Genomic DNA, 26,825 nt, shown 5'->3' on the forward strand with positions numbered 1-26,825 from the left:
AACAGGCAGTCGATCTGTGTGTACGTTATTTGTTTTCAATAATGTACGTGTCTTGGGAAATGTAACCTGTGGATAACAAGATTGAACTTCCCTGTTCTCACCCCGTCTGTGGAGGATTCCTTCCGGCGCCTAGATCTGCGCGAAACTCGACCTCCGAAGAAGCGGCAAACGGTTAATGCATTTCGTAACTGTTTCCAAGTCTTTCAGGAAAGAGATGCTTGGTGGAAAAGAAAGTTAAAAGAACCACTTTTGCCTCCCTCCTGAGTTGAGCGTTCCGCAGCAAGCCGCAAAAAAATCCCAAATTAACTCCTTGCGGCCAGTTGCAAGGAGGTCGGGGGCAGATATGTTTAGGACACTTGTAAAGGTGGTGCTGATGGCAGTAGCTTTCGTAGCCTTATCAGCATCGCTTATTGCCCAGCAAACGGGCAGTCTAGTAGGCACAGTGGCGGATAAGACCGGAGCAGTCATTCCAAATGCAAAGGTCACTCTCAGCAATCTTTCGACCAAAGATGTTCGCTATACCACCACTAATGGCGAAGGTTTCTTCGCTTTCAACGGGGTAGTAACGGGAGATTACTCCATAAAAATTGCAGCACAGGGATTTCGAGAGTCGGAACAATCTGGAATCCATTTAAGTCCGGGAGATCGTCGCAGTTTGAGTGCCGCGCTCGATGTAAGGACGGGTAGCGAACAAGTGGTTGTAGAAGCACAAACTTCGCAGATTCAGATTGTCGATTCCGGAGAGCGCAGCAGTGTGCTCAGCGCGAAGGACATCAAGAATCTGGCATTGGAAGGCCGGGATGTCACCGAACTGATCAAAGTGCTGCCTGGTTTCAACAATACAACTGGAGGCGGGGGACTCGGTAACTACAGTGGTTATGACCCAACCGTTACCGGTATTGGATCAGCTGTCGGCAATGGATATTCTGCAAGCGGTTCGCCCAATCGTACTGGTACCGCTCTTACGTCAGATGGAGCAAACGTAATCGATGTCGGTTGCAACTGCAATTCGACCCAGACGATTAACGCGGATATGGTGCAGGAAGTTAAGGTTTCGACTTCGGCATTTGGTGCTGATAGCGCGAAAGGCCCGGTAGTGATCCAGGCTGTCGGGAAATCGGGTTCATCGGAGTATCACGGTGGTGCTTATCTTCATTTCCGTGACAGCAGCATGAATTCGATTGATTGGGATACAAACTACAACAAAGTGGCAAAGCCGAAGGATCGTTACTGGTATCCAGGCGGAAACTTCGGTGGTCCTGTTCCTTTTACAAAGGCAAAGGTTGTCTTCTGGAGTGGTTACGAGAATTATCGCCAGACCTTTCCGGATACCGTGAGCCACGGTGTCGTTAAGGCTACCGTGCCGACCATGAGCATGCGCTCCGGAAATTTCGATCCTGCAGCCTCCGACAACAGTAAGCTCTGCAGCATCGGAGGATGGCTGCCACAGTGTGGAGGGATTACCTCCATCACTCCGCATGGAAAGGGGGCCTCAGTATCCGTCGCAAATAATAATATTGCTTCCTATATCGATCCGGGCGGCGCTGCAATTATGAAGGAGGTTGTTCAGCCAAATTTCACCCCAGACTCCAGTCACACCTATAACTTTGTCAAAGGTGTGATGCAATCGGAAAACGGCTACATGTGGCACAGTCGTGTCGACTACAACATAAGCGACACGATGAAGCTCTACGTCTCCTATAACCAGCAGCACGACGAAAATGGAATTCCTGTCATGCTGTGGTGGATGCCTCCAAACGAGCAGACCTTTCCAGGCGGGTTTGTTGCCGGCGGAGATTCAAAGACTATTTCCGGAAATCTCGTAAATATCTTCGGCTCAAAACTGACCAATGAATTTACCTCAACCTTTGCCTTCCTGAACAATACCAAAAGCTATTCCAATCCAAATGGTGTGAGCCGGTCGGCACTGGGATACCCCTACAAAGGCATCTACGGTGCGTCAAAGTACATGCCCGCACTCTCCACTGGCTGGTGGATTCCAGGATATCCAATGATCATGCAGTCCGATGCCGATGGATATTTCGCTAAGAAGCTCCTGCCCACGGTAGGTGACAACCTGACACGAGTTTTCGGTACACACACGGTTAAGGTTGGCTTCAATTGGGAAGGTGTTGGTAATAAAGAAGTCAATATCAATGAACAGAATGGGCAATATCAGTTCGCTACTTATGGAGCGTCGGGAAATCCGGTAGCAAACATTTTGCTCGCCGTACCTACCTATTATGAAGAATCCAGTCCCAATAGCGTTAGCAATGTAGGGTACAAGGCTTTCGGATTCTTCGTTCAAGATGACTGGAAAGCGACCAAAAGATTGACGCTTAATTTAGGTATGCGTTTCAGTCATGACCCGTCCTGGACGGATAATAGCGGGAAATTCGGTCTCGCTACCTGGACGAAAGGGGACTATACCAGTGATATTAGTGCGGGCATTACCTCATTGCCTGGTATGCGCTGGCATGCAAAGAACGGGAATTCAATCACTGGTCGTAGCAATCAGCCGCTCTTTGTCTCTCCTCGCTTTGGTATGGCCTACGATGTGTTTGGAAATAGCAAGACCATCTTCCGCGGAGGGTGGGGAACTTACTACTACCATGACTCGGTCGACGGTTATTCGGGAGCGCTTTCTACCGCTATGGGCGGCAAAAAATGTGCCGTATACACTTCTACCTGGCTGGGTGACATTGATAATGGTGTGAACGTCAATTGCAACGCAGTTCAAGGCTCCTACGCGTTAGATCCAACAGATGATAAGCAAGCGGCGACCTATACCTACAATTTCACCGTATCTCAGCAGATGCCTGGTGGTTCTTTGTTTGAGATCGCATACTCTGGAAACCAGACCTCAAACATGATCAATCCACTGCAGAATAGGAATGTGATTCCTTTGGGCGCTTTCTTTGGAAAGAATCCTGTTACCGGTCAAGTGGAAACCATTCACGATATAGAGAAGGGGAAGAGAGTCGATGCCAGCGGGAATACGATAGCGACGATTACGAAGGACCAGTATCGTCCGATGCAACAATACGGTTCTATCTATGTTGTTAACCATGGATCTTGGGCGAATTACAATGCGCTTCAGCTCTCCTGGAATAAACCCCGCGGAACCTTTACTTACGGAATCAACTATACCTGGTCAAAGACGATGGGCATCAATGGTCAGAATAATGCTCAACCTGATCCTGTAAATATTCACAACGACTATGGAATTGTTGGGCAGGATCGCTCACATGTACTCAATGCCACCTATTCTTATGAAGTTAGTACTCGCTTGAGAGGAATTGCAGGTGGTGCAATTAATGGTTGGATGATATCGGGAATAACCGGTATTCAAAGCGGTGGACCTTTGGCCCAGAGCTGGAAGGTCAACTATGGTTTGGCAGGCACAAGTGGAGATACATATAACAACTTTTACCTGGATTCAACATCGCTTCTTGGTTCGTCTGACTACACGCTCATGCCAACGTTGACTTGCGCTGGCTTGGCTGCTGGTTCGAAAGGCGCTTACTTCAATACGAGTTGCCTGGGGATTCCCTCCAGAGGTAGCAATGGATCATATCAATTGCCCTATGTTCATGGTCCAGGGTATTGGAATTCCGATCTTCGTACACAGAAGACGTTTCGAATTGCAGAACGTCAAAACGTGCAATTCAGTGTTGCAGCCTTTAATTTCCTCAACCATCCGCTTTGGTCGTTTGATCCCGGCGACCAAACGAATCTTACTTTGCTGTATAAGCCATCTAATACCGGATTGTCAGATTACAGCAACTATAATGGTCCCTACACACTTCAGCCGCCTAGTGGTAATACCGTGCTTGGAAAACCGAGCATCAAGTTTGGCCACAGGGTTCTGGAGCTTAGCTTGAAATATAACTTTTAACGTATTGCTATCATAAGGAATCGGGGATGGCATGATGCCATCCCCGATTCCTTTATGCGGCTAGATAGACCAGAGAGCAAGAAGATTGCTCGGTAGTATTCCTCTGAAATGCCAGACTGAACTGCATAGGCGTTGGCAATATGAATACACAGATTACCTTGGATTTAGGCGTCTTGTGCCTAAAATGCTGAGATATGGAGGATCGGGCAATAAATCGGCAGGATTGGGAAATTATTTGAATACGTCCTTGATTATGCTTAAGATGTAGAGCTTTAAAGCAGTTAGCGTTTGCAGATGTCTTATAAGCAGCAAGCCGAGTTGGGAAGGTTTTTGGAACAGCGAATTGTTGAAAGGCAAACTATGAACGGTAAAATCTTGCGTCGTACTTTTTGAAGAACAGCGCTATTGCCCTGGGTGCTGTTGCTGCAAGCGATCTTCGGGCATTGGGGAGTGCCGTTGAGCTGCAGAATAATAAATCTCGCGTGTTTTTCACGAGAGATATTAGTGCTAACGGATTGATGAAGATTTATTCCAAGGTCAATGAGAATATGACCGGGAAAGTTGCCATCAAGCTGCACACCGGGGAGCCGCATGGTCCCAATCTGTTGCCTATAGAAATGATTAAGGGATTACAACCTCATATTCCTAATAGCACTATTGTGGAATGTAATGTTCTCTATCCCAGTCCACGACAGAAGACAGCAACACATTTGGAGACCATAAAGACAAATGGTTTCGATTTCTGCCCCATCGACATAATGGATGCGGAAGGTGATGCTGTACTTCCCATTCCCGGGATGCGCGAGTTTCTCGACTCTGCGGGTCCATTCCCCTCAAGTCCTCCGTTTACCCCGGGGTGGCATCTCACAGAGATTTCCGTTGGCAAAAATCTTCTTAACTATGATTCACTCCTTGTTTATACCCATTTCAAAGGTCATACGATGGGTGGTTTTGGAGGTTCGCTTAAGAACATTGCCATTGGTTGTGCATCGGGTCAAGTGGGGAAGAGACAGATTCATGGAGATGGGTGGCCTAAGGGGAAGCTTTTTCTGGAACGGATGGTGGAGGCCGGTAAGGGGGTAACCTCTCATTTTGGGGTTCATATCACCTACATCAATGTTTTGAAGAATATCTCGGTTGACTGTGACTGTGATGCTCACGGTGTGAAACCGACCTGTAATGATATTGGCATAGTAGGCTCGCGAGATATCTTGGCCATCGACAAAGCTTCGGTCGATTTGGTGTATGCACAAGCGGAAAGCCAACGTCACGATATGGTGGAGCGTATTGAATCCAGGAGTGGACTTCGTCAACTGGAGTATATGAAAGCGCTAAATATGGGTAATGATCAGTATGAGTTGCTAACAGTTTAGATCAAAAGTGAAGCGATCAGGGTATCCGCGAGGATTCCCTGATCGGCTAAATCTTCTTTTGCTGAACGTAAGTGTCAGGATATCAACTCCGACTGTTCTTAAGGGAATGGCGAAACACCGTTCATCCCTTGTCTTTTCCTTTTAAGCGATAAGCAGGCATGCACTGAAAATCTCGACAACTTGTCAAGCAGTGGTGGTTTCATTTTGTTTTGAAATCGATGTCGCACGTTCGCGAATAAGAGAAGGGGCACCTGCCAGAAACCATATAGCGATGATGGAATCAAGAATCATGCAGCCCAGGGAGGAGGTTGGCATGAAAGGCCAGATTGGGTGTCCGGCAAGGTGGTGCGGCAGATCCCATGCCGCGTGTATTAGCCAAGCAATACCTATGCATCGATAGGACCTGAGTCCCAAGTACGCGAAGGGGGTTGCGATTATTGGATAGAGCAGCTCCCAACGGCCAAATCCTCCTGCTATATAGACGCCCACTGCTCCTGCAGCAAAGATAGCGTTGAAAGTACGTCGCGTGGGGTGGGGCAACAAAGACATGATGGAAACGAATAAACCGGCCCCAAGAACTGGCCCGATGTAGTCCATGGGAACTAGGGCTGGCGTGCTGGTTGCAAGCATCTTAGTTACTCTCCTAGGAGCGGAATCAGGGTTACTGTGTCCGATCCGGCAAGGGCTAAGAGCAGCTTTTCTTGACGGTAAAGCTGCGCGATCCTCCGTGGCTTGCGGATACATCTACCCTGATTCCGCTCTAGCCCGAATGCTAGGAGATAGTTCATAATTCTTCCAGTGGCCAGAAAGACAATATTCGCAGGAATTAAGCCAGTGACTGAGACTCGTATCGTCCATCGTGTCGCCGTGCTGGCATTCGATGGGGTGGTCCTTGGTGATCTCTCCATCCCTCTGGAGATCTTTGGGCGCGTTAGGGATGAGGGCGGAAACGCTCGCTACGAGGTTCGCGTCTGCAGTATTAATCCCGAAGTAAAGTCAGAGTACATGCAATTGCAGGTTCCCTGGCGAATGGCTTCTGTGCTTAATGCCGACACCATCATTGTTCCAGGTATTGATAGTCTCGAGAGACCAGTTCCACCAGCTATTTCCCGGGTGCTTCAGCGCGCTCTGGAGCGCGGCACCCGTATCGCCTCTATCTGCACTGGAGCTTTTCTGCTGGCTCATGCGGGCTTACTCGATGGTCTTCGTGTTACAACTCACTGGATGGCAGCACCAGAGTTGGCGCGGCGTTATCCCTGCGTCAAAGTTGATGCGGATGTGCTCTACGTCGATAACGGCAAGGTCCTCACATCTGCAGGCGCTGCGGCCGGTATGGATTTATGTCTGCACATGGTGCGGAGCGATTGCGGTGGGGTGATGGCGGCATGGGCTGCACGAGCCGCTGTAATGCCGCTGGAGCGTTCCGGAGGCCAAGCTCAATTCATTGTTCATGAGCAGCCCGAGGCGATCGAATCTATGGCGCCATTATTAGTTTGGCTGGAAGGTAATCTCAAGAGGAGACTTTCGCTGTCTGCAATGGCGCGGCACGCGGGAATGAGTACGCGGACACTAAGCCGGCGGTTTCGCGAACAGGTGGGGACGACTCCTGCTTCCTGGATAACGAGGGCCAGGATTCGTCGTGCACAGAATCTGCTGGAAACCACCCGGCTTTCAATTGAACGTATTGCTGTCGAAGCCGGATTTCGCTCGGCTTCGGTACTTCGGGAGCATTTCGGTGCTACGTTGGGAGTGTCACCTCTTGCGTATCGTCAGTCATTTGGGCATTCGGATAATTCCAAGTAGCCGAATGGGCCTATATTGAATCGGCAGTATTATAGGCCCAAAAATCTTCCTTAATGTGGAAAGGCCTATAGTTTGAGCGCCAACGCCACACTTTCAGTGAATGGCATTGTTGATTTGCCGATAAGTGCACTTAGGTCATGTGAGGTGCTGTCCAACTCGCCTTTAGCGGCTCCGAGATCAGAATCTGCAAGAATGTGAGCGAAGGGAGCGGGGAATCCAAAACCAATCAGTGCTTTTTCATAATCCTCCCCTGAAAGGTTTTTGTATGCTACTTGTTTCCCCGATTGTTTTCCCACTTCCTCGGTAAATTCAGATAATGAATAGGCAGTATCTCCGGCCAATTCGTAGATCTTGTTGTCGTGACCGCCCCCCGATAATACTGCCGCCGCTGCTGCGGCATAGTCTGCTCTAGTCGCGGTAGCAAATCGGCCGTTTCCTGCAGCCCCTAGCATTGCTCCATGCTGCAGGATTGAGCTGATCTGCTCTGTGTGATTTTCGGTGTACCATCCGTTACGCAATAGGACAAATGGCAGGCCTGAAGCCTGAATCATTTTCTCGGTCTCCAGATGCTCTGCCGCCAACGCAAGAGTAGAGCGATCTGCCCGCAAAATGCTTGTGTAGCCCAGAAGCCTGGGTCTGGCCAACTTGGCAGCTTCGATGGCCGCTTTATGTTGGGAGACACGTTGTCCAACTTCACTTGAAGAAACTAGCAGTATCTTTTCAGCCCCGGCGAAAGCAGAAACCAGAGTTTCCGGTTTGGAATAGTCGGCGTAGCGGACTTCCACTCCAAGAGCTTTTAAATCTGCAGCTTTTTCGGGTGTTCTGACTGCGGCAACAATCTCTGCCGCTGGAATTGTTTTGAGCAAGTCCAAAATGACCAGACGTCCGAGCTTGCCTGTTGCACCTGTGATAACGATCATGACATCTCCGTGCTTCCTGAAGTAGCCCACGAGTAGGGCCTGCAAATCCACACTATCCTAGATGCTTACTTTTGGTAAGTACGTACCTTAAAGTAAGGTGCTAACCTATATGAATGGTTACCGCTACCCGTACTACCAAAGAGCGTAGAGGCGACGTTTATCGAGCCGATTGTCCGTCGAGGAAAATTCTTGACCACGTCACTTCACGATGGGGTGTTTTGGCACTTGTAATGTTGCTTGAAAGGCCACATCGATTCAGTGAGCTAAGGCGTCGCATTGGGGGCGTAAGCGAAAAGATGCTGGCCCAGTCTCTGCGTGTACTGGAAGCCGACGGATTTGTTCTTCGCACCGTTTATCCAACTGTGCCACCCAAGGTTGAATATAGCCTCACAGCGCTTGGATGTGGGGTGGCTTCACACATTGCAGGATTAACAGAATGGGTGGAGGCGAATCTTCCAACCATAGTGGTGCAACAACGGCGAAGCTCACAAGAGAGTAAGCAGGGGCTTTCGTAAGAGGTCTGAAGCTACGAGGCTTTTGGGACATTTAAACCAAAGCGTAGATTGAGAAATCGACAGCAAACGTATTCTCATCTGTATCTCGAAATGGTTGTACTTTCTCGCACTTTTGCTTTCTCCTGAGAGGCATATTGGAGTGCTTCTTGAAGAGTCTGACAGGGAACCCTCGCTCTGTAATCGCGTTCGAGAAAAATCTCTGGAAAACATTTGCTCGCACGTGATACTATGCCCGCCGATGAAGATTGAACTTCTTTCGAAGGGCTGAAAGATTGTTTTGGCATAAAGCGGAGCAATTCTTGCTTCGTTCATACCCGGAACTTTCTATCCGAAGGCACCTTCTTGCCAAGTAGTTCAGGTTGTAGCCGAGCACACAAAATAGAAATGGGAGAAGTAGCTGTGATGGCCAAAAATCTAACGTCGGCAGATTCGGGCAGATGCTGCGTTTTTTCCGATTTATCGGAGAGAACCTACAGGAAGCGAGGATTTCTTGCTTTCCTTGCTTTAGCCGCTAGTCTTTGCACTTCAAATCTTAATGCTCAAGCTGTTCAAGAACCGGCTCATTTATCTATCGATACCAAGACGATTGCGACTCCGGTTAGCCCCATCCTTTATGGGTTGATGACGGAGGAGATCAATCATTCTTATGAGGGCGGCCTGTATGCCGAACTTATAAGCAATCGGACGTTTCGCGATGCGTGGGATGGAATCGAGAATTGGAGCCTGGTCTGTCATGGCAAATCACAAGGTTCGGTGACGGTGGACAAGTCGGATGGGCCGAGTCAGGCACTTCCTCGAAGCTTGAAGATTACAGTAGCGAGTGCCTCCCACGAGAACCTTGTTGGGATGCAGAATTCTGGATTCTGGGGAATTCTCATCAAGCCGAACACCATCTATAGCGGATCGTTCTATGCGAAGGCGGAAGGTGGAATTGAATCTGTAACGGTTCGGGTAGTTAACAATCGTACTGCTGCAGTTCTCCTATCGAAAGAAGTACCCTTGCATGGCAATTCCTGGTCGAAATATGACTACACGGTGAAATCGGGAGAATTAAAGTCTTCTTCCGAAAATCATTTGGAATTGGCCATATCTCATCCGGGAACACTGCATCTTCAGCTCGTATCCCTGATGCCTCCGACCTTTCATGATCGCCCGAATGGTAACAGGATAGATCTTATGGAGCGCATGGCCGATCTCCATCCCCATTTCTTGCGGCTCCCGGGAGGGAATTATCTCGAGGGAACGCGTCTGGAAGATTGGTTTAATTGGAAGAAGACGATTGGACCACTTGTAGACCGTCCCGGGCATCAAGCTCCATGGAGCTATTGGTCTACGGATGGATTCGGTCTACTTGAATTCCTCGAATGGTGCGAAGATCTTCGCATCGAACCTGTGCTTGCGGTTTACGCCGGGTATGCGCTCAATGGTGACCACATTACCCCAGGGAAGGATCTGGAGCCATTTGTACAAGCCGCGCTCGACGAAATTGAATATGTAACGGGCGATACAAACACGAAGTGGGGTGCTGAGCGCGCGAAAAACGGACACCCCGCTCCATTTCCGCTTCGCTATATCGAAATCGGCAACGAAGACTTTTTTGATAAGTCAGGAAGCTACGATGCTCGTTTCGCCCAGATTGCGCAGGCTATCCGTAAGCAGTATCCGCAATACAAATTGATTGCAACCACCCCGGTCAAAGAAACAGCGGCGGATGCACAACCAGATCTAATCGACGATCATTACTACAAGAGCCCTGCCGATATGATGGACTTTGTTCATCACTACGATAATGCTCCCCGTAATGGGCCAAAGATCTTTGTCGGAGAGTGGGCTACACGTTCCGGGACTCCAACACCCAATTGGGCGGATGCGCTCGGCGATGCCGCCTGGATGACCGCGATGGAACGCAATAGCGATCTGATTGAAATGGCGAGCTATGCTCCTCTATTTGTGAATGTCAGTCCTGGTGCGATGCAATGGAGTACAGACCTGATTGGCTACAATGCAGAGACCACATATGCTTCACCTAGCTATTATGCTCAGAGCCTCTTTGCCGGGCATATTGGCGATGGCACGCCGAAGTCCTCAATTGCCGGGGGAGGGGATCGCTTCTTTTACTCGGCCACCATCGGGAAATCCGATCATGTCCTCCATCTGAAGCTGGTAAATGCTACCGATGTGGACCAACCCCTGTCTGTAGAGCTAGCCGGACTATCGGGAGAGCGGAAGGCAAAGAAGTTTTCTCTTCACGGGAAGACTTTCCATGCAACAAACTCAATTCAGGATCCAGAGTTTATTCATACGATAGAATCAACCGAAACCGTTACCGGGGGATCCTGGAAACATACTGTACCCGGATTGACAATTGAAGTCATAGACATTCCGCTGCAGTAAAAAGCAATAGTTTCATCGGAGCTTGCCAGTATGCGTAAAACCATGAGGGCAAGCTCCTGCCGTACCTTCCCGCTTAGCCTACCTTAACCTTCTGTCCCTGCCATCCCCCAAGCCAAGATTGGGAAATCGTGTTTCTGTTCGTGTTGTCAAATGCCCACGATTGCGAGAAATGTATCCCAGCCTAAGATCTCAAACTGGGATAGTTCTTATCGCGGAGTGGCTTTCTTCCTCGGTGTAGAGCGCGGCCTGCACTCGCGCTTCCTATTATTCAATAGGTTAAGGTTAGGGGGTAATTGGTTGCTGGGAGTGTAATTTTACTAAAGTGCTTTAGAAAACGCGTTGACAGCGTTTTCAGCCTGAGAGTAGAGTTGTCCGGGAAGTGAGTTCTTGCCTCAATTCCAAAATACACAGGCCTTTCATTTATGCCTGTAATTCCGAAAAGGGTCCTGCATGACACACACCATCTTTAGCGACTTTCCCATAGCGAAATTTGAGGGGCCAGATACCACCAATCCACTGGCCTACCGGTACTATGATGCACAAAAGATTGTTCTTGGCAGGCCGCTGAAGGACCATCTTCGTTTTGCTGTCGCCTACTGGCATTCACTGGCGATGACAGGCAGCGATCCTTTTGGATCGGCAACGATTAACCGGCCTTGGATGGCAGAAGGTGATGGTATTGCAAAGGCAAAGGAGAAAGCCGATGCAGCATTTGATCTGTTCCGAGTCCTGGATTTTCCCTTCTTCTGCTTCCATGACCGCGACATTGTTCCGGAGGGAGCGAGCCTTAAAGAGACCCTCCATAATTTACATACCGTAGCCGATTATCTCCAAAAGAGAATGGAGAGCTCTTCGACTAAACTGCTCTGGGGCACGGCAAATCTGTTCTCCCATCCTCGTTTTATGGCAGGAGCCGCCACCAATCCAGATCCAGAGGTATTTGCCTGGGCGGCGACCACGATCAAGCACTGTATGGATGTTACCCAGCAATTGGGTGGATCCAACTACGTTCTGTGGGGCGGTCGTGAAGGATATGAGACCCTGCTAAATACAAATATGAAGCAGGAGCTTGAGCAGATGGCGCGTATGCTCAAGCTCGTTGTCGATTACAAACATAAGATCGGATTCAAAGGGCAGATTCTTGTCGAGCCGAAGCCAAAGGAACCAACTGTCCATCAGTATGATTTCGATACCGCAACGGTCTATAGCTTCCTGAAACAACATGGTTTGGAAAATGAGGTAAGAGTAAACCTCGAGGCAAACCATGCTCTGCTCGCTGGTCATACTTTTGAGCACGAGATAGCAACCGCGGTAGATCTGGGAGTTTTGGGTTCACTAGATGTCAATCGTGGCGATCCTTTATTAGGCTGGGATACGGACCAGTTCCCGAATGAGCTTTATTCCATGACCTTATCCATGTATCACGTTATCCGTGGCGGTGGATTAGGGGTTGGAGGCATGAACTTCGATGCCAAGGTCCGACGCCAGAGCTTTGAACCTGAGGACCTGATTGCTGCGCACATTGGCGGTGCCGATCTGTGTGCCCATGCTTTCCTCATCGCAGCGCGTCTGTACGAAGAAAAGGTTCTGCAGGCTGTTCTGGATGACCGGTATGCGGGCTGGAAAGAGCCAGCGGCAAAAGCCATGCTCAACGGGGAAGTCGGTCTTGACGAAATAGCGGCTCGTTCCGAGGCAGCCAATATCAATCCCCAGCCACGATCAGGCAAGCAAGAGCGACTTGAGAATCTATTGGTCCGTTATCTCAAATAATCTTTGCTGCCTGTCGGCAGCGACGGAAGGCCCGCGCCCCGCGGCCTTCCGTTTTTTTGCGCAATTAGTTTAAAAATTCAAGGGTCGTCTAGCTGTTTCCTTCGAGAAAATAGCTGGGAGGCCTTCGCAGCCGGATTTGCAGCGAATTTTGCCCAATATGCAGGTCGGGAATTCCATCCGGGTTCCGACGCCTAAAGGTGATCGATACCGAGACAAAAGCAATCAAGTTAAGGTTTACTAATAGTGCTAATCCTAGCTTTGATTCCGGATTGCGGGAAATCTCCGATCTTTGGATCGAATCTCCCATCCTCACCTTGTATACTCAAGCCGATGAAACTAGCCTTGAGGGATGCGATTGAGCTCAGCTAAGAATTTTCGAAATAAGGTTCCAGCAAAGAAGACACGGACAAACCTGAAGGACTTGGCTGAATATCTAGGACTCTCTCAGACTACAGTGTCTTTTGTCATCAATAATGCTCCTCAGGCCAAGGGATTGGCAGAGGAGACGAGACAACGGGTTCGCGAGGCCGCTAGAAAATTCAACTATCGTCCGAGTGTCTTGGCCCTCAACTTAATTAAGGGAAGTAGTCAATCGATTGGAGTCATAGCTCCTGAACACAGTGAGGGTTATTTTACTGGTGTGATGGGAGGGGTCGATCAATATCTACTACAGAAAAAGTTCCTTTACTTTACAGCATGCCATTATTGGAAGCCTGATTTACTAAAGGAATATCCTCACTTGTTGATGAATCGCGGAGCAGAGGGGTTACTTCTTCTCAACACTGATCCGGACTTCGATACAGTTCTTCCGGTTGTGGCTGTCTCAGCTCGTTCAAAAAGAGATGGTGTTACAAATGTCGGGATCGACCATCTGGAAGCGGCTAGGCTAGCCATTAAGCATCTGTATGATGCCGGACATCGAAAAATTGCCTTTATGAAGGGGCACCGGCATATTCTCGACACGGAGTCACGGTGGGAAGCGATGATGCAGATCGCCAAAGAGTATGGAGTTGCGCCTACCTCTGAGCGCATTGTAGAGATGCGTACAAGTAGCTGGTCCCCAGAAGTCGGCTACGATCCAACGAAGCAGCTCCTATCTGCAACGCGTGATTTTACCGCTGTTGTTTGTTTTAACGACACTACTGCATTGGGCGCCATTCGCGCACTCCATGATTCTGGCTTGATGGTTCCCCGAGATGTGTCCGTTGTGGGTTTCGACGACATTGCTGCTGCCCGGTTTAACGTTCCGAGTCTTACCACCATCCAACAACCGCTTGAATTGATGGGTAAGCGGGCAGCACAGATTCTGCTCAGCCGTATATCCTCCGAAGATAAAAATTACTCCAGAGTTGTGTCCCTTAAGCCAACTCTTGTTGTCCGTGAGAGCACCGCTCAACGCCGCCGTCGCTAAAGGAATATGTTTCGGTGTACAGTGCTTATTCGTCATGACCGCTCGGAATTCGGTCATGACGAATGGCTCAATTGACTAGACAGCCAGAAGCGATACTCTCTGATAGCTCATTTCGCCAGTGACCAATCGAAGCGTACCTGTTCCTTCTCCTCGATGGGTTCTGGTCCCGGGTTGTCGGCCATGATCGAATGATTGGCGCTGTCGATGCACAAGTAGCGATTGGTTTGTAATGACAGCAGGGTGAGTTCTCCCGTGAAGGTTTCGATCCATTGAAAAGTCTCACTATTACCTGCGGGGCCTTGTGCGAGAGATACCGCGCCATCTTTAGCTACCGAAATGAATCTACCGTTACTGGACAATGCAACTCTTCCCAGCCCTCTATCGACCAAAGACCAGTTAGTAGCGTTCTGGTCTGTCGTTTGTAATGAGCCATGGTTGTCGGTGAGTGAGAGGGAAGAGGCTTGACCATGCGTGCTTAGCACGATCTGTTTTCCATAGGGAATCGGACGTGTAAGTCCATGCGGTACAGGTTCTGTAATTTGAATTTGATCGAAATCGGCAAATCCAGCTTCCGTTCCATTGCGGTTGAAGTTGAACAGCGAATAACGCACGCCCTGGAAAGTAAAGCCAATTCCTACCATTACGAATGGATCGCCGATACCATGGAAATCTACTCCGTTTGTGCTGTAGCTGAACCGGGCAATCTGAGAGGCGAAGTCACAATCAGCACGTAGCCAAACCTTGGCTATAGCAACTGGCACATGCTGTTCTTTCTGTGTCTGCCCATCGAATTGCACGATGCCGAAGCCATTGGCCTCTTTTTGTACCCCAATCCAGGCTTCAGGCTGATTGAAGAGTGCCAACCCGGCGATGTCGCCCGGCTTCAAACCTGCGGCATCGAGAAGAACTGTAGGCGTGGATTTTGGGCCAACGGCACGTTGTGTCAAAGTATTACGTGCGTCCCAGAGATCTTTTGCCGGCAAGGCATGCAACCGGAGAAATCCTGGACGCTCGGTTAACGACCATTTGCTATCGACGGGTACATGGTTCCATTGCCAGATTGCCTGAAGTAGCGGTTTTGAGAAATCGTCATTTCGCACATATGGTGCGTGAGGAGGAGCTGTTGTTCCTGTGTTGGGTTTCACCCAGGTGCGTGGGGACCGGCCCAAATTTCCAGGCAGGCCAAAGTAGGGCCAACCGTCCTTCCATGTTATCGGAGAAAGTGTTGTCACACGACCGATAGCATTGGCCTCTCCCATCGAAAACCCCCACCACTCACCTGTGGGAGTATCGATAAGCCCTCCCTGGTGTATTGCCATTCTCCCGATCGAATGGGGATCGGGTGGCAATTCCGCATAAGGAGCCATATGTAACGGCGGACGGAAGTTGTCGAGGCGATATCCCAGCACCTGCCCAAATTGTTCTCCTCGACTGATGTTCTGATTTACTTCCCAAGGACCTTCTAGCCGGTCGGCACGTGCAACCGGCATACGCATGACGTCCATATACCAGGCACTTGTTAAGAAGTACTTTCCTTTGATTTTGTAGAGATGCAGACCCTCTCCCATCCCCTCTTCTTTGTGGATAAGGATTCGTTCTGTTCCCTCGACGGCGTCAGTTAAATCGGAATTCAACTGCGCGATTCGAATATCCCGATATCCCCAGACGATGTAAGCCTTGCCGTCGTCGTCGAATAACACGGAAAGGTCATGAAAACTCCTCTTCATAGCTGTTCTTGTCCACGGGCCACGAGGATTGGTCGAATGGAAGAGCTGTGTCGTGCGCCCATTTACATTGCTGAAGATATAGAAGTTTCCATTGTGGTAACGAAAACAGGGGGCCCAGATGCCCTGACCGTAAATGTTTTTTCCATCTTCCAGCCGATAATCTGGACCAAGATCCAGGCGATCCAGAGTGTATGCTTCAAACTCCCAGTTCACGAGATCTCGTGAATGGAGAATCGGAACTCCCGGCATGGTATGCATTGTGGTGCCGGTCAAGTAGAAGTCGGAGCCTACACGAATCATATCCGGATCTGAGAATTCATCGAAAAAGAGGGGATTCGAAAAAGTTCCATTTCCGTTATCCGCCGTCCAAGTCTGTGCTGGGGCTATACGCCCGGCGATCAAAAATGCCAACAGGAGGAATGAAATATGGATGGTTGATCTCGCGGGCCGAACAGCTAACATCAAGGGTATCTCCGATCCAGGGCGTTATAGGCAATAAGCACAGCGAGCGCCAGCTTTCGCCGTCGAAATCATCGGCAGATTTCTATAGGCACTGAAAGCGACAAAAATCCCAATTGACCATAGCAACGACCTTCAATCGTGCCAGACACGCTTAAGCTGTGCCTTTGATTGGGGCTCTGAAACTGCAACATTGCCAATCGGTCACACAATATTTGTGTAGCAGACCTTTGTCAACAAATTAAAGCGCTTTACTATTATTGGTAATCCGAATTCCTGCCATGGAGGGTTTCCGTATTGCTGTCTTCGGGGAATGGCGAAAAGCGGTCCAAGTTCGCAAAAGTGCGTAGTATTGCAAACGTTTGCCAGTCCTCTCCCAGGGAAAGAAATTCGTGAACCTGGAGAATGATGTGCAAGATTACCAGGAGATCTTTGTCCGTCGTCGATTGGGAATTTTTGATCGAATCGCCCTTGTTTTACCAATGCGAAATATACATTTGACAGACGCCCCTTCTATCCGGTACCGTTGCGACCAATCTCAAGATTGCATCGTCAGACGTACTGCGAATTATGGTTCTGTTGCCGATTTCCGGATGTGTGATGAGCAAACGTTTTTCTAATGAACCTGAGAAACAGATTCTTGAGAAAAGAGTTGTGACTGACTTTAGCGACATACCACTTGAGTGGTCATTTAGAGATTTATGCAGAAGGTGATGAAAATGTACGATCTGGATCAGTTATCGATCAATACTTTGCGGCTTTTGTCCGTAGATACCGTGGAAAAGGCCAAGAGTGGTCATCCGGGGGCTCCGTTGGGATGTGCTCCCATGACTTACCTTCTGTTTCATAAATACATGCAGCACAATCCGGCAAATCCGAAGTGGGTGAATCGTGACCGCTTCATCTTGTCGAATGGACACGCTTCTGCATTGCTTTATTCTGTGCTTCACCTTTCCGGCTATGACGTGAGCATGGAGGACTTACAGCAATTCAGGCAGTGGGATTCGCGGACTCCAGGACATCCTGAGTTAGGAGAAACCTGTGGTGTGGAGGCGACAACAGGGCCTCTGGGGCAGGGTTTCGCAATGGGTGTCGGCATGGCACTTGCGGAGAAGCATCTGGCCGCTCGGTATAACAAGCCGGGATTCGATATTGTCGATCATTACACCTATGCCATCGTTTCGGATGGAGACTTGATGGAAGGGGTCTCCCATGAGACAGCTTCTCTCGCTGGAACACTCGGCCTTGGCAAACTTATTTACCTGTACGATGACAATCTCATCTCCCTGGATGGGCCAACCAGCTTGAGCTATACGGAAGATGCGCTGGAACGTTTTACGGCTTATCACTGGCACGTGCAGTATGTAGACGACGGTAATGACCTAAGTAAGATGTCGCAGGCGATTGAAGCGGCCAAAGAGGTCAAAGACAAGCCATCGATTATTGCGATCCGCACTATTATCGGGTACGGAAGTCCGAAGGCTGGCAGTAACAAATCTCATGGTGAACCTTTGGGTGCGGATGCAGTAAAGGCGACCAAGAAGGAACTCGGCTTTCCGGAAGAAGAGCAATTTTATATCCCCGAAGAAGCGCGTAAGAACTGGCGCTGTACTCTGACGCGAGGGGCAAAGAGTGAGGCTGATTGGCGTAAGCTCTTTGCAAAATACAAAGAGTGCTATCCCGAACTGGCAGCAGAATTCGAGCGTGTCCAGTCGCAGAAACTGCTAGAGGGATGGGAGAAGAGTCTGCCTAGCTTCTCAGCAGACAGCAAACCCATTGCGACGCGCGTAGCTGGGGGAAAGATCATGGAGGCTATCGCCAAATCTGTTCCCGAGTTGATTGGCGGAGCTGCTGACCTGACTGCTTCAACAAAGACTATTTTCGCCGAGGGTGGTAAGTTCCATCTTGATCCGGCCAGCCGCAATATTTTCTTTGGGGTCCGCGAATTCGGTATGTGTGCAATGTCCAATGGAATGGCTGCACATGGCGGCCTGATTCCCTTTGGATCCACCTTCTTTGTCTTCTCCGACTATTGCAAGCCAGCCTTGCGCTTAGCGGCATTGATGAAGGTGCAGTCCATATTTGTCTTTACGCATGACTCCATTGGACTCGGTGAGGATGGCCCAACTCACCAGCCAATTGAGCATCTGATGGCCTTGAGGACTGTTCCCGATCTGACAGATTTTCGCCCTGCCGATGCGAACGAAACAGCAGCAGCCTGGCGCTTGGCGCTGGAACGGAAGAGTGCCTGCTTTATGGCTCTGTCCCGCCAAGACTTGCCGATTCTCGATACGGATTGTTTGGACATTTATGAGGGAGTTAAGCATGGAGCTTATATCGTAGAGAAAGCCGGTGATTCCCCTGATCTGCTTTTGGTGGCAACCGGATCGGAGCTATGGCCGGTATTGAGTGCTGCCAAGGAATTAGCCGCAAAGGGAGTGCATGCTCGTGTAGTATCGATGCCCAGTTGGAAGATATTCCTTGAGCAAGACAAGAGCTATCAGCAGGAAATCTTTCCTTCCCGCCTGCCTAAATTAGCTGTAGAGGCTGGTTCTCCTCTCGGCTGGTGGAGGTTTGTCGGTTCCAATGGAGATGTTATTGGAATGGAGAGCTTCGGCGCTTCCGCTCCGGGGAAGCGTGTTCTCGAAGAGAGGGGCTATTCCGTGAAAAGCATCGTTGAAAGAGCCGAACGGCTGTTGGAGCGTGTGCGAAAGGAAGAAGCCGTTTTAACGGCTAAGTAGGAATTGGCATCGGCAGACCGTGTCGAATTTCTTCTGGAGAAGAGATCGGCAATTGGGTGGGGGCTTAGACTTGAAGCCTCTACCCCGGCAGCATGATTTCACGATGTCGGGTTTGCTGAGGGAGGCGTGTTCCAAAAGGAATTTGAGCTATCGAGGGACATATTATGAAGCTGTGGTAAGCCAGATCACCAGATTGTCGTGTGAGCGAAAGCGATGGATGCGAGTTGGTGAGTAATATGAAACAGGACGCTCAAAAGGGTGCAGCGCAGAAAAATGGTGAAGAGGTGTGTCCTCGGCTCAGGGATTTGAGAGTCGTTCTAGTTGTACTCGGTCTGATTTTTGGAGTTCGCGAGATCTACGGATTTTAGAATTTGAATGTATCAGAAGCAAAGAGGAAACAAATCATGACAAAGCAAATAGCGGGAGCGATTCTGCTGGCAGGATCCCTGGCGCAAGCCTCTGTGACTGTGGATGATTGGGGTACCACTTCTAAAGGTGCTCACGCTGAACTATATACACTCAGTAACGCTGACCTCACCGTAAAGTTGACAAGTTATGGCGCGCGCATTGTAAGCATCGAAGCCCCCGATGGACATGGCAAAAAGGCAGACATTGTTCTTGGCTATAAAGATGTGGGTTCCTATGAGACGGACAAGGCTTATCTAGGTGCCGTGGTAGGAAGATATGGAAATCGCATTGGCAAGGGAAAATTCAGCCTCAATGGCCATGCCTACCAGCTTTCTATCAACGATAACGACAACAGTCTTCATGGCGGCGTTGATGGATTCGACCGGAAAGTTTGGAAGGGCAAGAAGATTCCGAATGGAGTCGAGTTTTCGCTGGTGAGCCCTGACGGAGATATGGGATATCCGGGAACTTTGAATGTTCACGTCCGCTACACTCTTGTCGGCAAGAGCCTGCGAATTGACTACACGGCAACAACCGATAAGCCAACCGTCGTGAACCTTACAAATCACGCCTATTTCAATCTGGCGGGTGAAAATAGCGGAACGATCCTAGAGCATAAGGTTACGCTCAATTCCAGTAAGTACACGCCGGCAGGTGCGGGACTCATTCCGACCGGGGATTTGACTCCCGTCGAAGGCACCCCGTTTGATTTCCGGAAGGCTAGGGTCATTGGCGAATCCATCGATTCAGATGATCCCCAGTTAAAGTTGGCTGGCGGCTATGATCATAATTTTCTCGTTGACGGAGAAGGGATGCGCAAAGCAGCCGAAGTTAGCGATCCTCATACCGGGCGCACCTTAACAGTAGAGACAACAGAACCGGGTATTCAGTTCTATGCAGGTAATTTCCTGGATGGTTCTCATACCGGTGTTGGTGGTGCCAAATATGCAAAGCGCACCGGATTCTGTCTTGAGACCCAGCATTATCCGGATTCACCCAACCATCCTTCTTTCCCGTCTACAACCCTGGAGCCCGGAAAAGAAATGCATTCCACTACGATCTTTACCTTCGGAGTAAGCAGCCAGGGCAAATAAACGCTTTTTAAGCGAAGACCTGTACGTTACATTGTTGAGAGCCCGCTTTCGTAAGCTGAAATGCGGGCTCTTTTCTTTGCTCAAAATGCTTGTACCTGCCAAATCGACGAACCGTTTCGCGAGCGATCTTAAGATGGTTCGTTGTATACGCCGATATCCGCGATGTGGGGGGCATCCGGCCCCATTTCCAGGAGCAGGCGGACCTTCCTTGCCGACACGCGCGGGATTTTGCGAATCGTGGTTGGGGTCGGAGATTCTCCCTTCGCTACTACTTTCCAGCTGGATCCAGTCCAAATCTGGAATTGATAGTTCAGGATGCGGCTTTGCTGGTAATCCTTCCACCTTCCGACCGGTTCAACCAGCGAAACAACGTTAAAACTTTGTTCCTTTCCCAAATCCACTTCCAGCCAGGCAGATTTTGATCCATCCTCCGGATACCAGGCGGATTGAAAATTCCCATCATTGGCGAGATCAGGTCCGACCGTATCTGGACTTGAACTTGCATGAATTGGTTTAAGAGCCGCAAGGTTGGGCGTTGTAATAACAGTGTGTTCCACCAGCCGTTCCGGCATATTGGATTGCTTCCATGCTTTCCCTATCTCTTCTAGACGGTTAACCACATTTGGCGAGAGGCGTCCTTCGCGGGTTGGCGGCGCATTCAGGATAAGGTTGCAATGTCTGCGATTGAGAGGAGTAAGCCACTCGTTGACGACCGTCGCTGTATCTTTTAGCGGGCCGTTTACATCGCTTTGCTTCCAAAACCAGCCGTCGGTCAGCGTGACGCAGGAGAGAGCTGGAAGATCGCTTTGTTGTGGGACTCGCTGTCCGGCATTTTGCTCAAAAGCTTTGATATCGGAATAGAAGAGTCCTCCAGTAGGAAATTGGCTGGCATTCAGGTCGCAGATAAGGCATTTGGGCTGGAGGGATTTGATGTGTTCGTAGATGTCACGGAAAGAGACTTCTTCGTAAGTAATACGGCTCCAGGGCGCATTCCAGCCATCAGTAATAAGAATGTCAATTTCGCCGTAATTGGTGAATAGCTCCGTGAGCTGATCTTTGATGAGCTGGATTTTCTCTGCGGTGATATTGAAATGGCGAATGTCGTCACGCAACGAGAGAATGGAATAATACAGACCGACACGGAGGCCGGCTTTGCGGAAGGAGTCTACGTATGCGCGAACCACATCTGTTTGATGAGTGGTCTGGCGAACACTTGCTGCACGAGTTTTCGTGGGCCAAATGCAAAAGCCGTCATGATGACGAGTTGTAAGGCATCCCCATGTCATTTGAGCTGACTTGGCAGCTGCAGCCCACTGATTTGTGTCGAGGGCCGTGGGATGGAACAAATCTGGTGCCGAGGAAGGATCCCCCCATTCACGATCCTGGAATGTTGCCATATTGAAGTGCAGGAACATGCCAAACCGCAGGTCGACGAAGCGTTGTTGCAGATCGAGCACCGGTTGTGCAGTTGACGACATCGTTGTCATCACTGGACGAATCCCACCTTGTTCAGCAGCTATTGCATGATTGGCAATTGCGGCCAAGGCCGCAGTTTCGCCTGCCAACCGCAGGAATTCTCTCCTCGTTCTCATTCTCGGAATCTGGCTCCTCTTTGGGGGGGTATTCGAAAATCTGTGCCGCATTCATCACCACTGCATTGATACCTACCATATACCGGAAACATGATGGCGAGGGAATCTTTCAGCATCTGGATCGGACACTTGACACTCCAGCGAAAACCAATATAGATATTTCATACTGTCTTCTCCTTTCAGCAGGATAAAGCTGCACCGGGTCTGTTATATGCCTTTCCTTTTGCATAGCGGAAAACTTTTGAACCATAAGTGAGGAACCTAACGTGGCACTTCAAGACTGCAATATCATGGCTTTTATTGCGACAACCCAGCCGGAAAGGGCTCGCGCCTTCTACTGTGACATACTTGGCTTGCGCTGTGAGGAAGATACTCCTTTTGCTTTGGTGGTAAGGACGGCAAATGCATTCCTGCGCATTCAAAAGGTTCAGTCCTTCGCACCATTGCCTTTTACCTCATTAGGTTGGGAGGTCGAAGACATAGAAGCCGCGGTGAAACAGCTTCAGAGCAAGGGGATCAGTTTTGAGCGCTTTGAAGGAATGGGGCAGAACGATCTGGGGATTTGGAAAGCTCCAGGCGGAGATCAGATCTGCTGGTTCAAAGATCCTGATGGGAATCTTCTCTCCCTGACCCAGTTCAATTGAATTGGATCGTTAATTTGGGAAAATACTAAACCTGTGAGGCACTAGGTCCCCGCTGTATATGTTGTTGAGTTAGTGGAGACGCATCTGACTCGTCTCCACTGTTCCAGTAAGTTAACTTTACTTTAGAGGGTGGTCTCGGCTAATAGTTTCGACCACCTCTTGTAAATATTTTTTCCAAAGCATGCGCTGGACCAGTAGCGCGCTCCAGCCTTTGGGGCCCAGCGCTCTTTCTGTTAAACAGTTCTGGTGGTCTCCCTCGACTCAATAATGAATGCAGATACTATGGCGTTACTGTTACTGTGATGCTGTTGGATCGTACGCTCGTTTCTGTTCCACGATCAAGATGCTCAACCTGAAGATGGTAGACACCAGGCGAACCCATATTTACAAACTCGTTGACAAGGAGGCTTTCTTTCCTGCTGTTGCCGGGTGCAAGACACAGGACTCCCGTGCCCCTGCTCAGCATTTTCCTATCAAAAGGCTTTGATATCCGAGGAAGAGCTCTTCCTTCGGCTCCTTGACCTCAAAATTGTATTCATTCAATTCGGCATTGCCGGTTTCAAGCATATGATGTTCGCAATATTTGTATTCGGATATATTTCTCACGATAATGTCAAGAACAATAGGGCTCGCAACCTTAATCGTATTCTGTTTAGTCGTAATGCTGATGGATATTCTGTCTTTCTCTTTTTCAGTTGATCTGGACGATGACGATTGAGACTGGGAGAGGGTGCTGACCAGTAGCATACAAGTCATGCTTAACAATACATGCGATAGCTTCATCAAATTGCCCTTCCTGTCACTTTTGAAACACTGTTCGGAGATTAAGCACCGATTATTGAACTACCTATATCGACATTGTAAATTTTATCGCGATCACATTTGTCCGATCCCGTTACTTGCACGTATTCGAAGACACCACTGCCCAAGTTGGATATCCATAATTCGGTTGATTTGCACTGCTTGGAATAAATTCCATAGCTGGCGAAGTGCAAGGGGAACATTCATTGAGGGCAAATGTTGTATCGTTGATGAGCGGGCTGTTATTGTTCATAACGTTTTGAATCTGTAACGTATTTATTGCATCAGCTCCAAATGTCCATGTGATTGTCCCCAGCGGTGCTGGCGTTGGAAACATTGGATATGGATATTCCCTGTCAAGAGCAGGCTCGCCAACCGGTCCATTGCACGGTATAACTCCGGAATGTAGTAGATCTTGGGTATTATCGTAGTTTGTACAGTTCCATGACATCCTTTACAGTTTGTCTCCGGACATCCTTTACACTCCAGCGCAGGAGTCAGGTTGGCTGGAGTGTAAGGAAACATGGGTTGGAAGAGGATAGATGTACGGCAACAACGGGTGGAGTCTGTTGTAGCAGCGACCCGAGCAGAGAAGCCATTTAGCCAGCTATGTGAAGAATTTGGAGTGTCTCGTCCGACAGGTTACTTATGGCTAAAGCGCTATCGGGCAACAGGTCTGGAAGGATAGCTACCGCTGGGAAGATAACAATCTCCGACCGCATGAGTCCTTAGGAATGAAGACTCCAGCAAAAGTATGGAAACCGAGTCCACGAAATTATCGGCCAAACCCACCAAGCTGGGAATATCCAGAAGGGTCTATCTTACGCAAGGTAGACTCGGATGGCAAAATCCAGGTGGCGGGAAAGCAATGGCACTTTAGCCGTGCTCTAAGTTGTCAATGGGTCCAAATCGTACCGCTGGAGCATCGCGTTCTGGTCTACTACTGCACCTCCCTTATCCGAGAACTCGACCCTTCAAGCCATCGATCGACGATCGTTGATCAATGGCTTGAAGATTAGTTTTGTAACTGAAAACTATAAAGGATGTCTGGAGACAAACTGTAAAGTATGTCTCGGCACTTTACATCTCAAAAGACCGCGAATCGTATGGGGCACACAGAGAGTGTTTCCCCAATATTAATCTTCCGAACATTTCAAACAGGCAACTGCCCGAGAAGATTTCGCGTCAAAAGTTGCCGCTTTATCGCGCAACGCCTCTTAGTCATATATCCAGCAAGAGAATATCTTCCCTTTGCTCCCAGGATAAATACAAATAACAGAACTTAGCGGGATGCAACTATCTTCCTAAGCGAAATTACTTGACGTTAGTAATTATCTAACATATTCTGCAATCTCACTTTTGTCGATAGGAGCCCAAATGCCAGAAAGTCGTCGTGAGTATCTCGCCCACCATCGATCAGCGCGTGCCTGGGCTGCGCTTGATCGCGCCACTAACGAACGGATGAAGGTTGCCTATGAGCCGCGTATGGTCACTCGAGGCAGCCTGGAGGGAAGAAAGGTTGTGATCGTCGGTGCCGGAATCGGCGGGCTAACCACCGCATATGAGTTACTTGCCAATAACAGCAGAGCCCAGGTAACTATTCTTGAAGCGAGCAACCGCATAGGCGGACGCTGTTTGACCTTGCGTACCGGCGATGTCCTTAGAGAAGACAGAAATAGCGATCTCTGGGATAGCCCTCCCGGCATTCCTCAAGAGGTGCAATTCGAAGAGCTGATCGGCGACGAGCGACCTTACCTTAACGCGGGCCCCGGACGTATCCCCTCAAGCCATAAACTCCTGCTCGACTACCTGCGGAAATTCAAAGTTCCGCTTGAGGTTTACGTCATGGCCAGCGAATCGAACATGTCGCAAATGAAGGGCGGACCCGAGGGGGACAAGCCCATGGTCAACCGCCAACTCACTCACAACACTCGCGGCTGGATCGCTCAGATGGTGTACCAAAACGCAGAGCAACTGCTCGGAGGCGCCGCGATAGATCCGAATCGCGTCGAACAATTGCGCTCGTTGATGATAACCTTCGGAGATTTGACTCCGGAGGGGCATTATGTTGTCGGCACCAGTGACCCCGGACAAGACGAAAACGAGGACGCCTCGGATCGCGCCGGTTTCACCGTATTACCCGGAGTCGGACCCGGCATAATCGCCCCGGCGATTGATCTGGACCGCCTGCTCGCCTCCGAATATTGGGAGAAGACGCGCTTCTATCAACCTCTCGATTTCGTGTGGCAACCGACCTTATTCCAGCCAATTGGTGGCATGGATAAAGTCGCGGAAGCCTTCGCAACCCGCATCGTCGAACTCGGGGGAGAGATACGCTTGAATGAGCCGGTATTACGTATCGGCTTCTCGGAAAGCACCGGCCAGTACCATATAGTCACTCATCGCGAGCGATATGACGTCGATTACTGCTTCTGCAATCTCGCGATCCCCTTTCTGCAACGAATTGTCGATGCGGGGCTGCAAACCCCGGGTCAATCCGGTGGATTCTCGGATGAGTTCAAGGAGGCGCTCAGTGCCGTGTATGCGGCGCAGGCCAATGCAGAAGAGACGCACCGTTTCCTGGCATTTACAACGAAGGTCGGTTGGCAGGCCGACCGCACGCTGTGGCAAGGCAAGCCGCTCAGTATTAACTTCGATGCTGAAGGCTCATTGGTGAGGACCATCGATGACTCCGAGCTCGGCGTTGTCCCGATCTTCGGCGGAATCTCCTGGACCGACAACCCAATCACGCAGATCTGGTATCCCTCCAATAGCTATCACAGCAGGAAAGGGATATTGACCGGCGCTTATAACTTTTCAGAAAATGCCGCTCACTATGGCAGCATACCGCTCACAGAGCGTCTGAATGAGGCACGGGCCGGTGCAGCACTATTTGGCACAAAGTTTGCTGACGGCCTCGAAAACGGGGTCTCAATCGCGTGGCAGAACATGCCTTACATCAAGGGCGGTTGGGCGCAGTGGAACTACGTCGAAGATAGCGTCCGACATTACAATCACATCATTCAGGGCACTGGGATTAACGGGGCAAGCAATCCCAGCTTCTTCATTATCGGCGACCAAGTATCGTCCTTGCCCGGATGGCAGGAAGGTGCGGTTGTCTCGGCGCTAAATGCCCTCCACCGCATAGCACGTCCAGACCTGATGTTGCCATTCCTGAGCGTGCTGCCTGACACCAAGCTCATGGTCGAAGGACTGTAGCGCATGCCAACCACTGGGTGACCCACACGATCCGGTTGTTGTTGACCGGATCGTGT

At 49.7% G+C, this 26,825-nt stretch carries 16 protein-coding genes; 12 read left to right on the plus strand and 4 right to left on the minus strand.

Annotated elements, in window-relative coordinates; genetic code table 11:
- The first annotated feature begins 343 nt into the window (after positions 1-343).
- Both AC6I7T_RS32725 and AC6I7T_RS32730 read left to right on the plus strand, forming a co-directional pair.
- Positions 344-3,898 carry a carboxypeptidase-like regulatory domain-containing protein gene (locus tag AC6I7T_RS32725; RefSeq protein ID WP_497794899.1) on the plus strand — a complete coding sequence of 1,185 codons (3,555 nt, stop codon included), beginning with the start codon at positions 344-346 and terminating at the stop codon, positions 3,896-3,898.
- 389 nt (positions 3,899-4,287) lie between these two features.
- Positions 4,288-5,271: a DUF362 domain-containing protein gene (locus tag AC6I7T_RS32730; RefSeq protein ID WP_497794900.1), complete on the plus strand. Its 984-nt coding sequence runs from the start codon at positions 4,288-4,290 to the stop codon at positions 5,269-5,271.
- A gap of 183 nt (positions 5,272-5,454) precedes the next feature.
- On the opposite strand, the gene AC6I7T_RS32735 is transcribed toward AC6I7T_RS32730, so the two are convergent.
- Positions 5,455-5,901 (minus strand): DUF6010 family protein, encoded by a 447-nt coding sequence (locus AC6I7T_RS32735; protein ID WP_497794902.1) that lies wholly within the window; start codon positions 5,899-5,901, stop codon positions 5,455-5,457.
- 204 nt (positions 5,902-6,105) lie between these two features.
- On the opposite strand from AC6I7T_RS32735, the gene AC6I7T_RS32740 reads away from it, so the two are divergent.
- Positions 6,106-7,074, plus strand: a complete 969-nt coding sequence (locus AC6I7T_RS32740; protein WP_497794904.1) for a GlxA family transcriptional regulator — start codon at positions 6,106-6,108, stop codon at positions 7,072-7,074.
- 65 nt (positions 7,075-7,139) lie between these two features.
- On the opposite strand, the gene AC6I7T_RS32745 is transcribed toward AC6I7T_RS32740, so the two are convergent.
- Positions 7,140-7,994, minus strand: coding sequence for an SDR family oxidoreductase (locus tag AC6I7T_RS32745; protein ID WP_497794906.1), 855 nt, complete (start codon positions 7,992-7,994; stop codon positions 7,140-7,142).
- A 113-nt stretch (positions 7,995-8,107) separates the two neighbouring features.
- On the opposite strand from AC6I7T_RS32745, the gene AC6I7T_RS32750 reads away from it, so the two are divergent.
- The 4 genes from AC6I7T_RS32750 to AC6I7T_RS32765 all read left to right on the plus strand — a co-directional run bounded on the left by AC6I7T_RS32750 (position 8,108) and on the right by AC6I7T_RS32765 (position 14,084).
- Positions 8,108-8,509 carry a winged helix-turn-helix transcriptional regulator gene (locus tag AC6I7T_RS32750; RefSeq protein ID WP_497794908.1) on the plus strand — a complete coding sequence of 134 codons (402 nt, stop codon included), beginning with the start codon at positions 8,108-8,110 and terminating at the stop codon, positions 8,507-8,509.
- 402 nt (positions 8,510-8,911) lie between these two features.
- A complete protein-coding gene (locus tag AC6I7T_RS32755) occupies positions 8,912-10,903 on the plus strand; it encodes an alpha-L-arabinofuranosidase family protein (protein WP_497794910.1) in 1,992 nt (663 codons plus the stop codon).
- Between the two features lie 450 nt (positions 10,904-11,353).
- Positions 11,354-12,673, plus strand: coding sequence for a xylose isomerase (xylA, locus tag AC6I7T_RS32760; RefSeq protein ID WP_497794911.1), 1,320 nt, complete (start codon positions 11,354-11,356; stop codon positions 12,671-12,673).
- Positions 12,674-13,028: 355 nt separating this feature from the next.
- Positions 13,029-14,084 (plus strand): LacI family DNA-binding transcriptional regulator, encoded by a 1,056-nt coding sequence (locus tag AC6I7T_RS32765; protein WP_497794912.1) that lies wholly within the window; start codon positions 13,029-13,031, stop codon positions 14,082-14,084.
- A gap of 107 nt (positions 14,085-14,191) precedes the next feature.
- On the opposite strand, the gene AC6I7T_RS32770 is transcribed toward AC6I7T_RS32765, so the two are convergent.
- Positions 14,192-16,273, minus strand: a complete 2,082-nt coding sequence (locus AC6I7T_RS32770; RefSeq protein WP_497794914.1) for a family 43 glycosylhydrolase — start codon at positions 16,271-16,273, stop codon at positions 14,192-14,194.
- Between the two features lie 716 nt (positions 16,274-16,989).
- On the opposite strand from AC6I7T_RS32770, the gene tkt reads away from it, so the two are divergent.
- Positions 16,990-19,011, plus strand: a complete 2,022-nt coding sequence (gene tkt, locus AC6I7T_RS32775; protein ID WP_497794916.1) for a transketolase — start codon at positions 16,990-16,992, stop codon at positions 19,009-19,011.
- Between the two features lie 404 nt (positions 19,012-19,415).
- The gene (locus tag AC6I7T_RS32780) at positions 19,416-20,513 is read left to right on the plus strand and encodes an aldose epimerase family protein (RefSeq protein ID WP_497794918.1); all 1,098 of its coding nucleotides are present in this window, start codon (positions 19,416-19,418) and stop codon (positions 20,511-20,513) included.
- A 128-nt stretch (positions 20,514-20,641) separates the two neighbouring features.
- On the opposite strand, the gene AC6I7T_RS32785 is transcribed toward AC6I7T_RS32780, so the two are convergent.
- Positions 20,642-22,105, minus strand: a complete 1,464-nt coding sequence (locus tag AC6I7T_RS32785) for an alpha-L-fucosidase (RefSeq protein WP_497794920.1) — start codon at positions 22,103-22,105, stop codon at positions 20,642-20,644.
- A gap of 266 nt (positions 22,106-22,371) precedes the next feature.
- Here AC6I7T_RS32785 and AC6I7T_RS32790 point away from each other — a divergent pair, with 266 nt between their 5' ends.
- The 3 genes from AC6I7T_RS32790 to AC6I7T_RS32800 all read left to right on the plus strand — a co-directional run bounded on the left by AC6I7T_RS32790 (position 22,372) and on the right by AC6I7T_RS32800 (position 26,769).
- Positions 22,372-22,749: a VOC family protein gene (locus tag AC6I7T_RS32790; protein WP_497794922.1), complete on the plus strand. Its 378-nt coding sequence runs from the start codon at positions 22,372-22,374 to the stop codon at positions 22,747-22,749.
- Positions 22,750-24,073: 1,324 nt separating this feature from the next.
- Positions 24,074-24,238: a helix-turn-helix domain-containing protein gene (locus AC6I7T_RS32795; protein ID WP_497794923.1), complete on the plus strand. Its 165-nt coding sequence runs from the start codon at positions 24,074-24,076 to the stop codon at positions 24,236-24,238.
- A gap of 689 nt (positions 24,239-24,927) precedes the next feature.
- Positions 24,928-26,769 carry a flavin monoamine oxidase family protein gene (locus AC6I7T_RS32800; RefSeq protein WP_497794925.1) on the plus strand — a complete coding sequence of 614 codons (1,842 nt, stop codon included), beginning with the start codon at positions 24,928-24,930 and terminating at the stop codon, positions 26,767-26,769.
- Positions 26,770-26,825: the final 56 nt, after the last annotated feature.

Source organism: Humiphilus diazotrophicus, assembly GCF_059726315.1.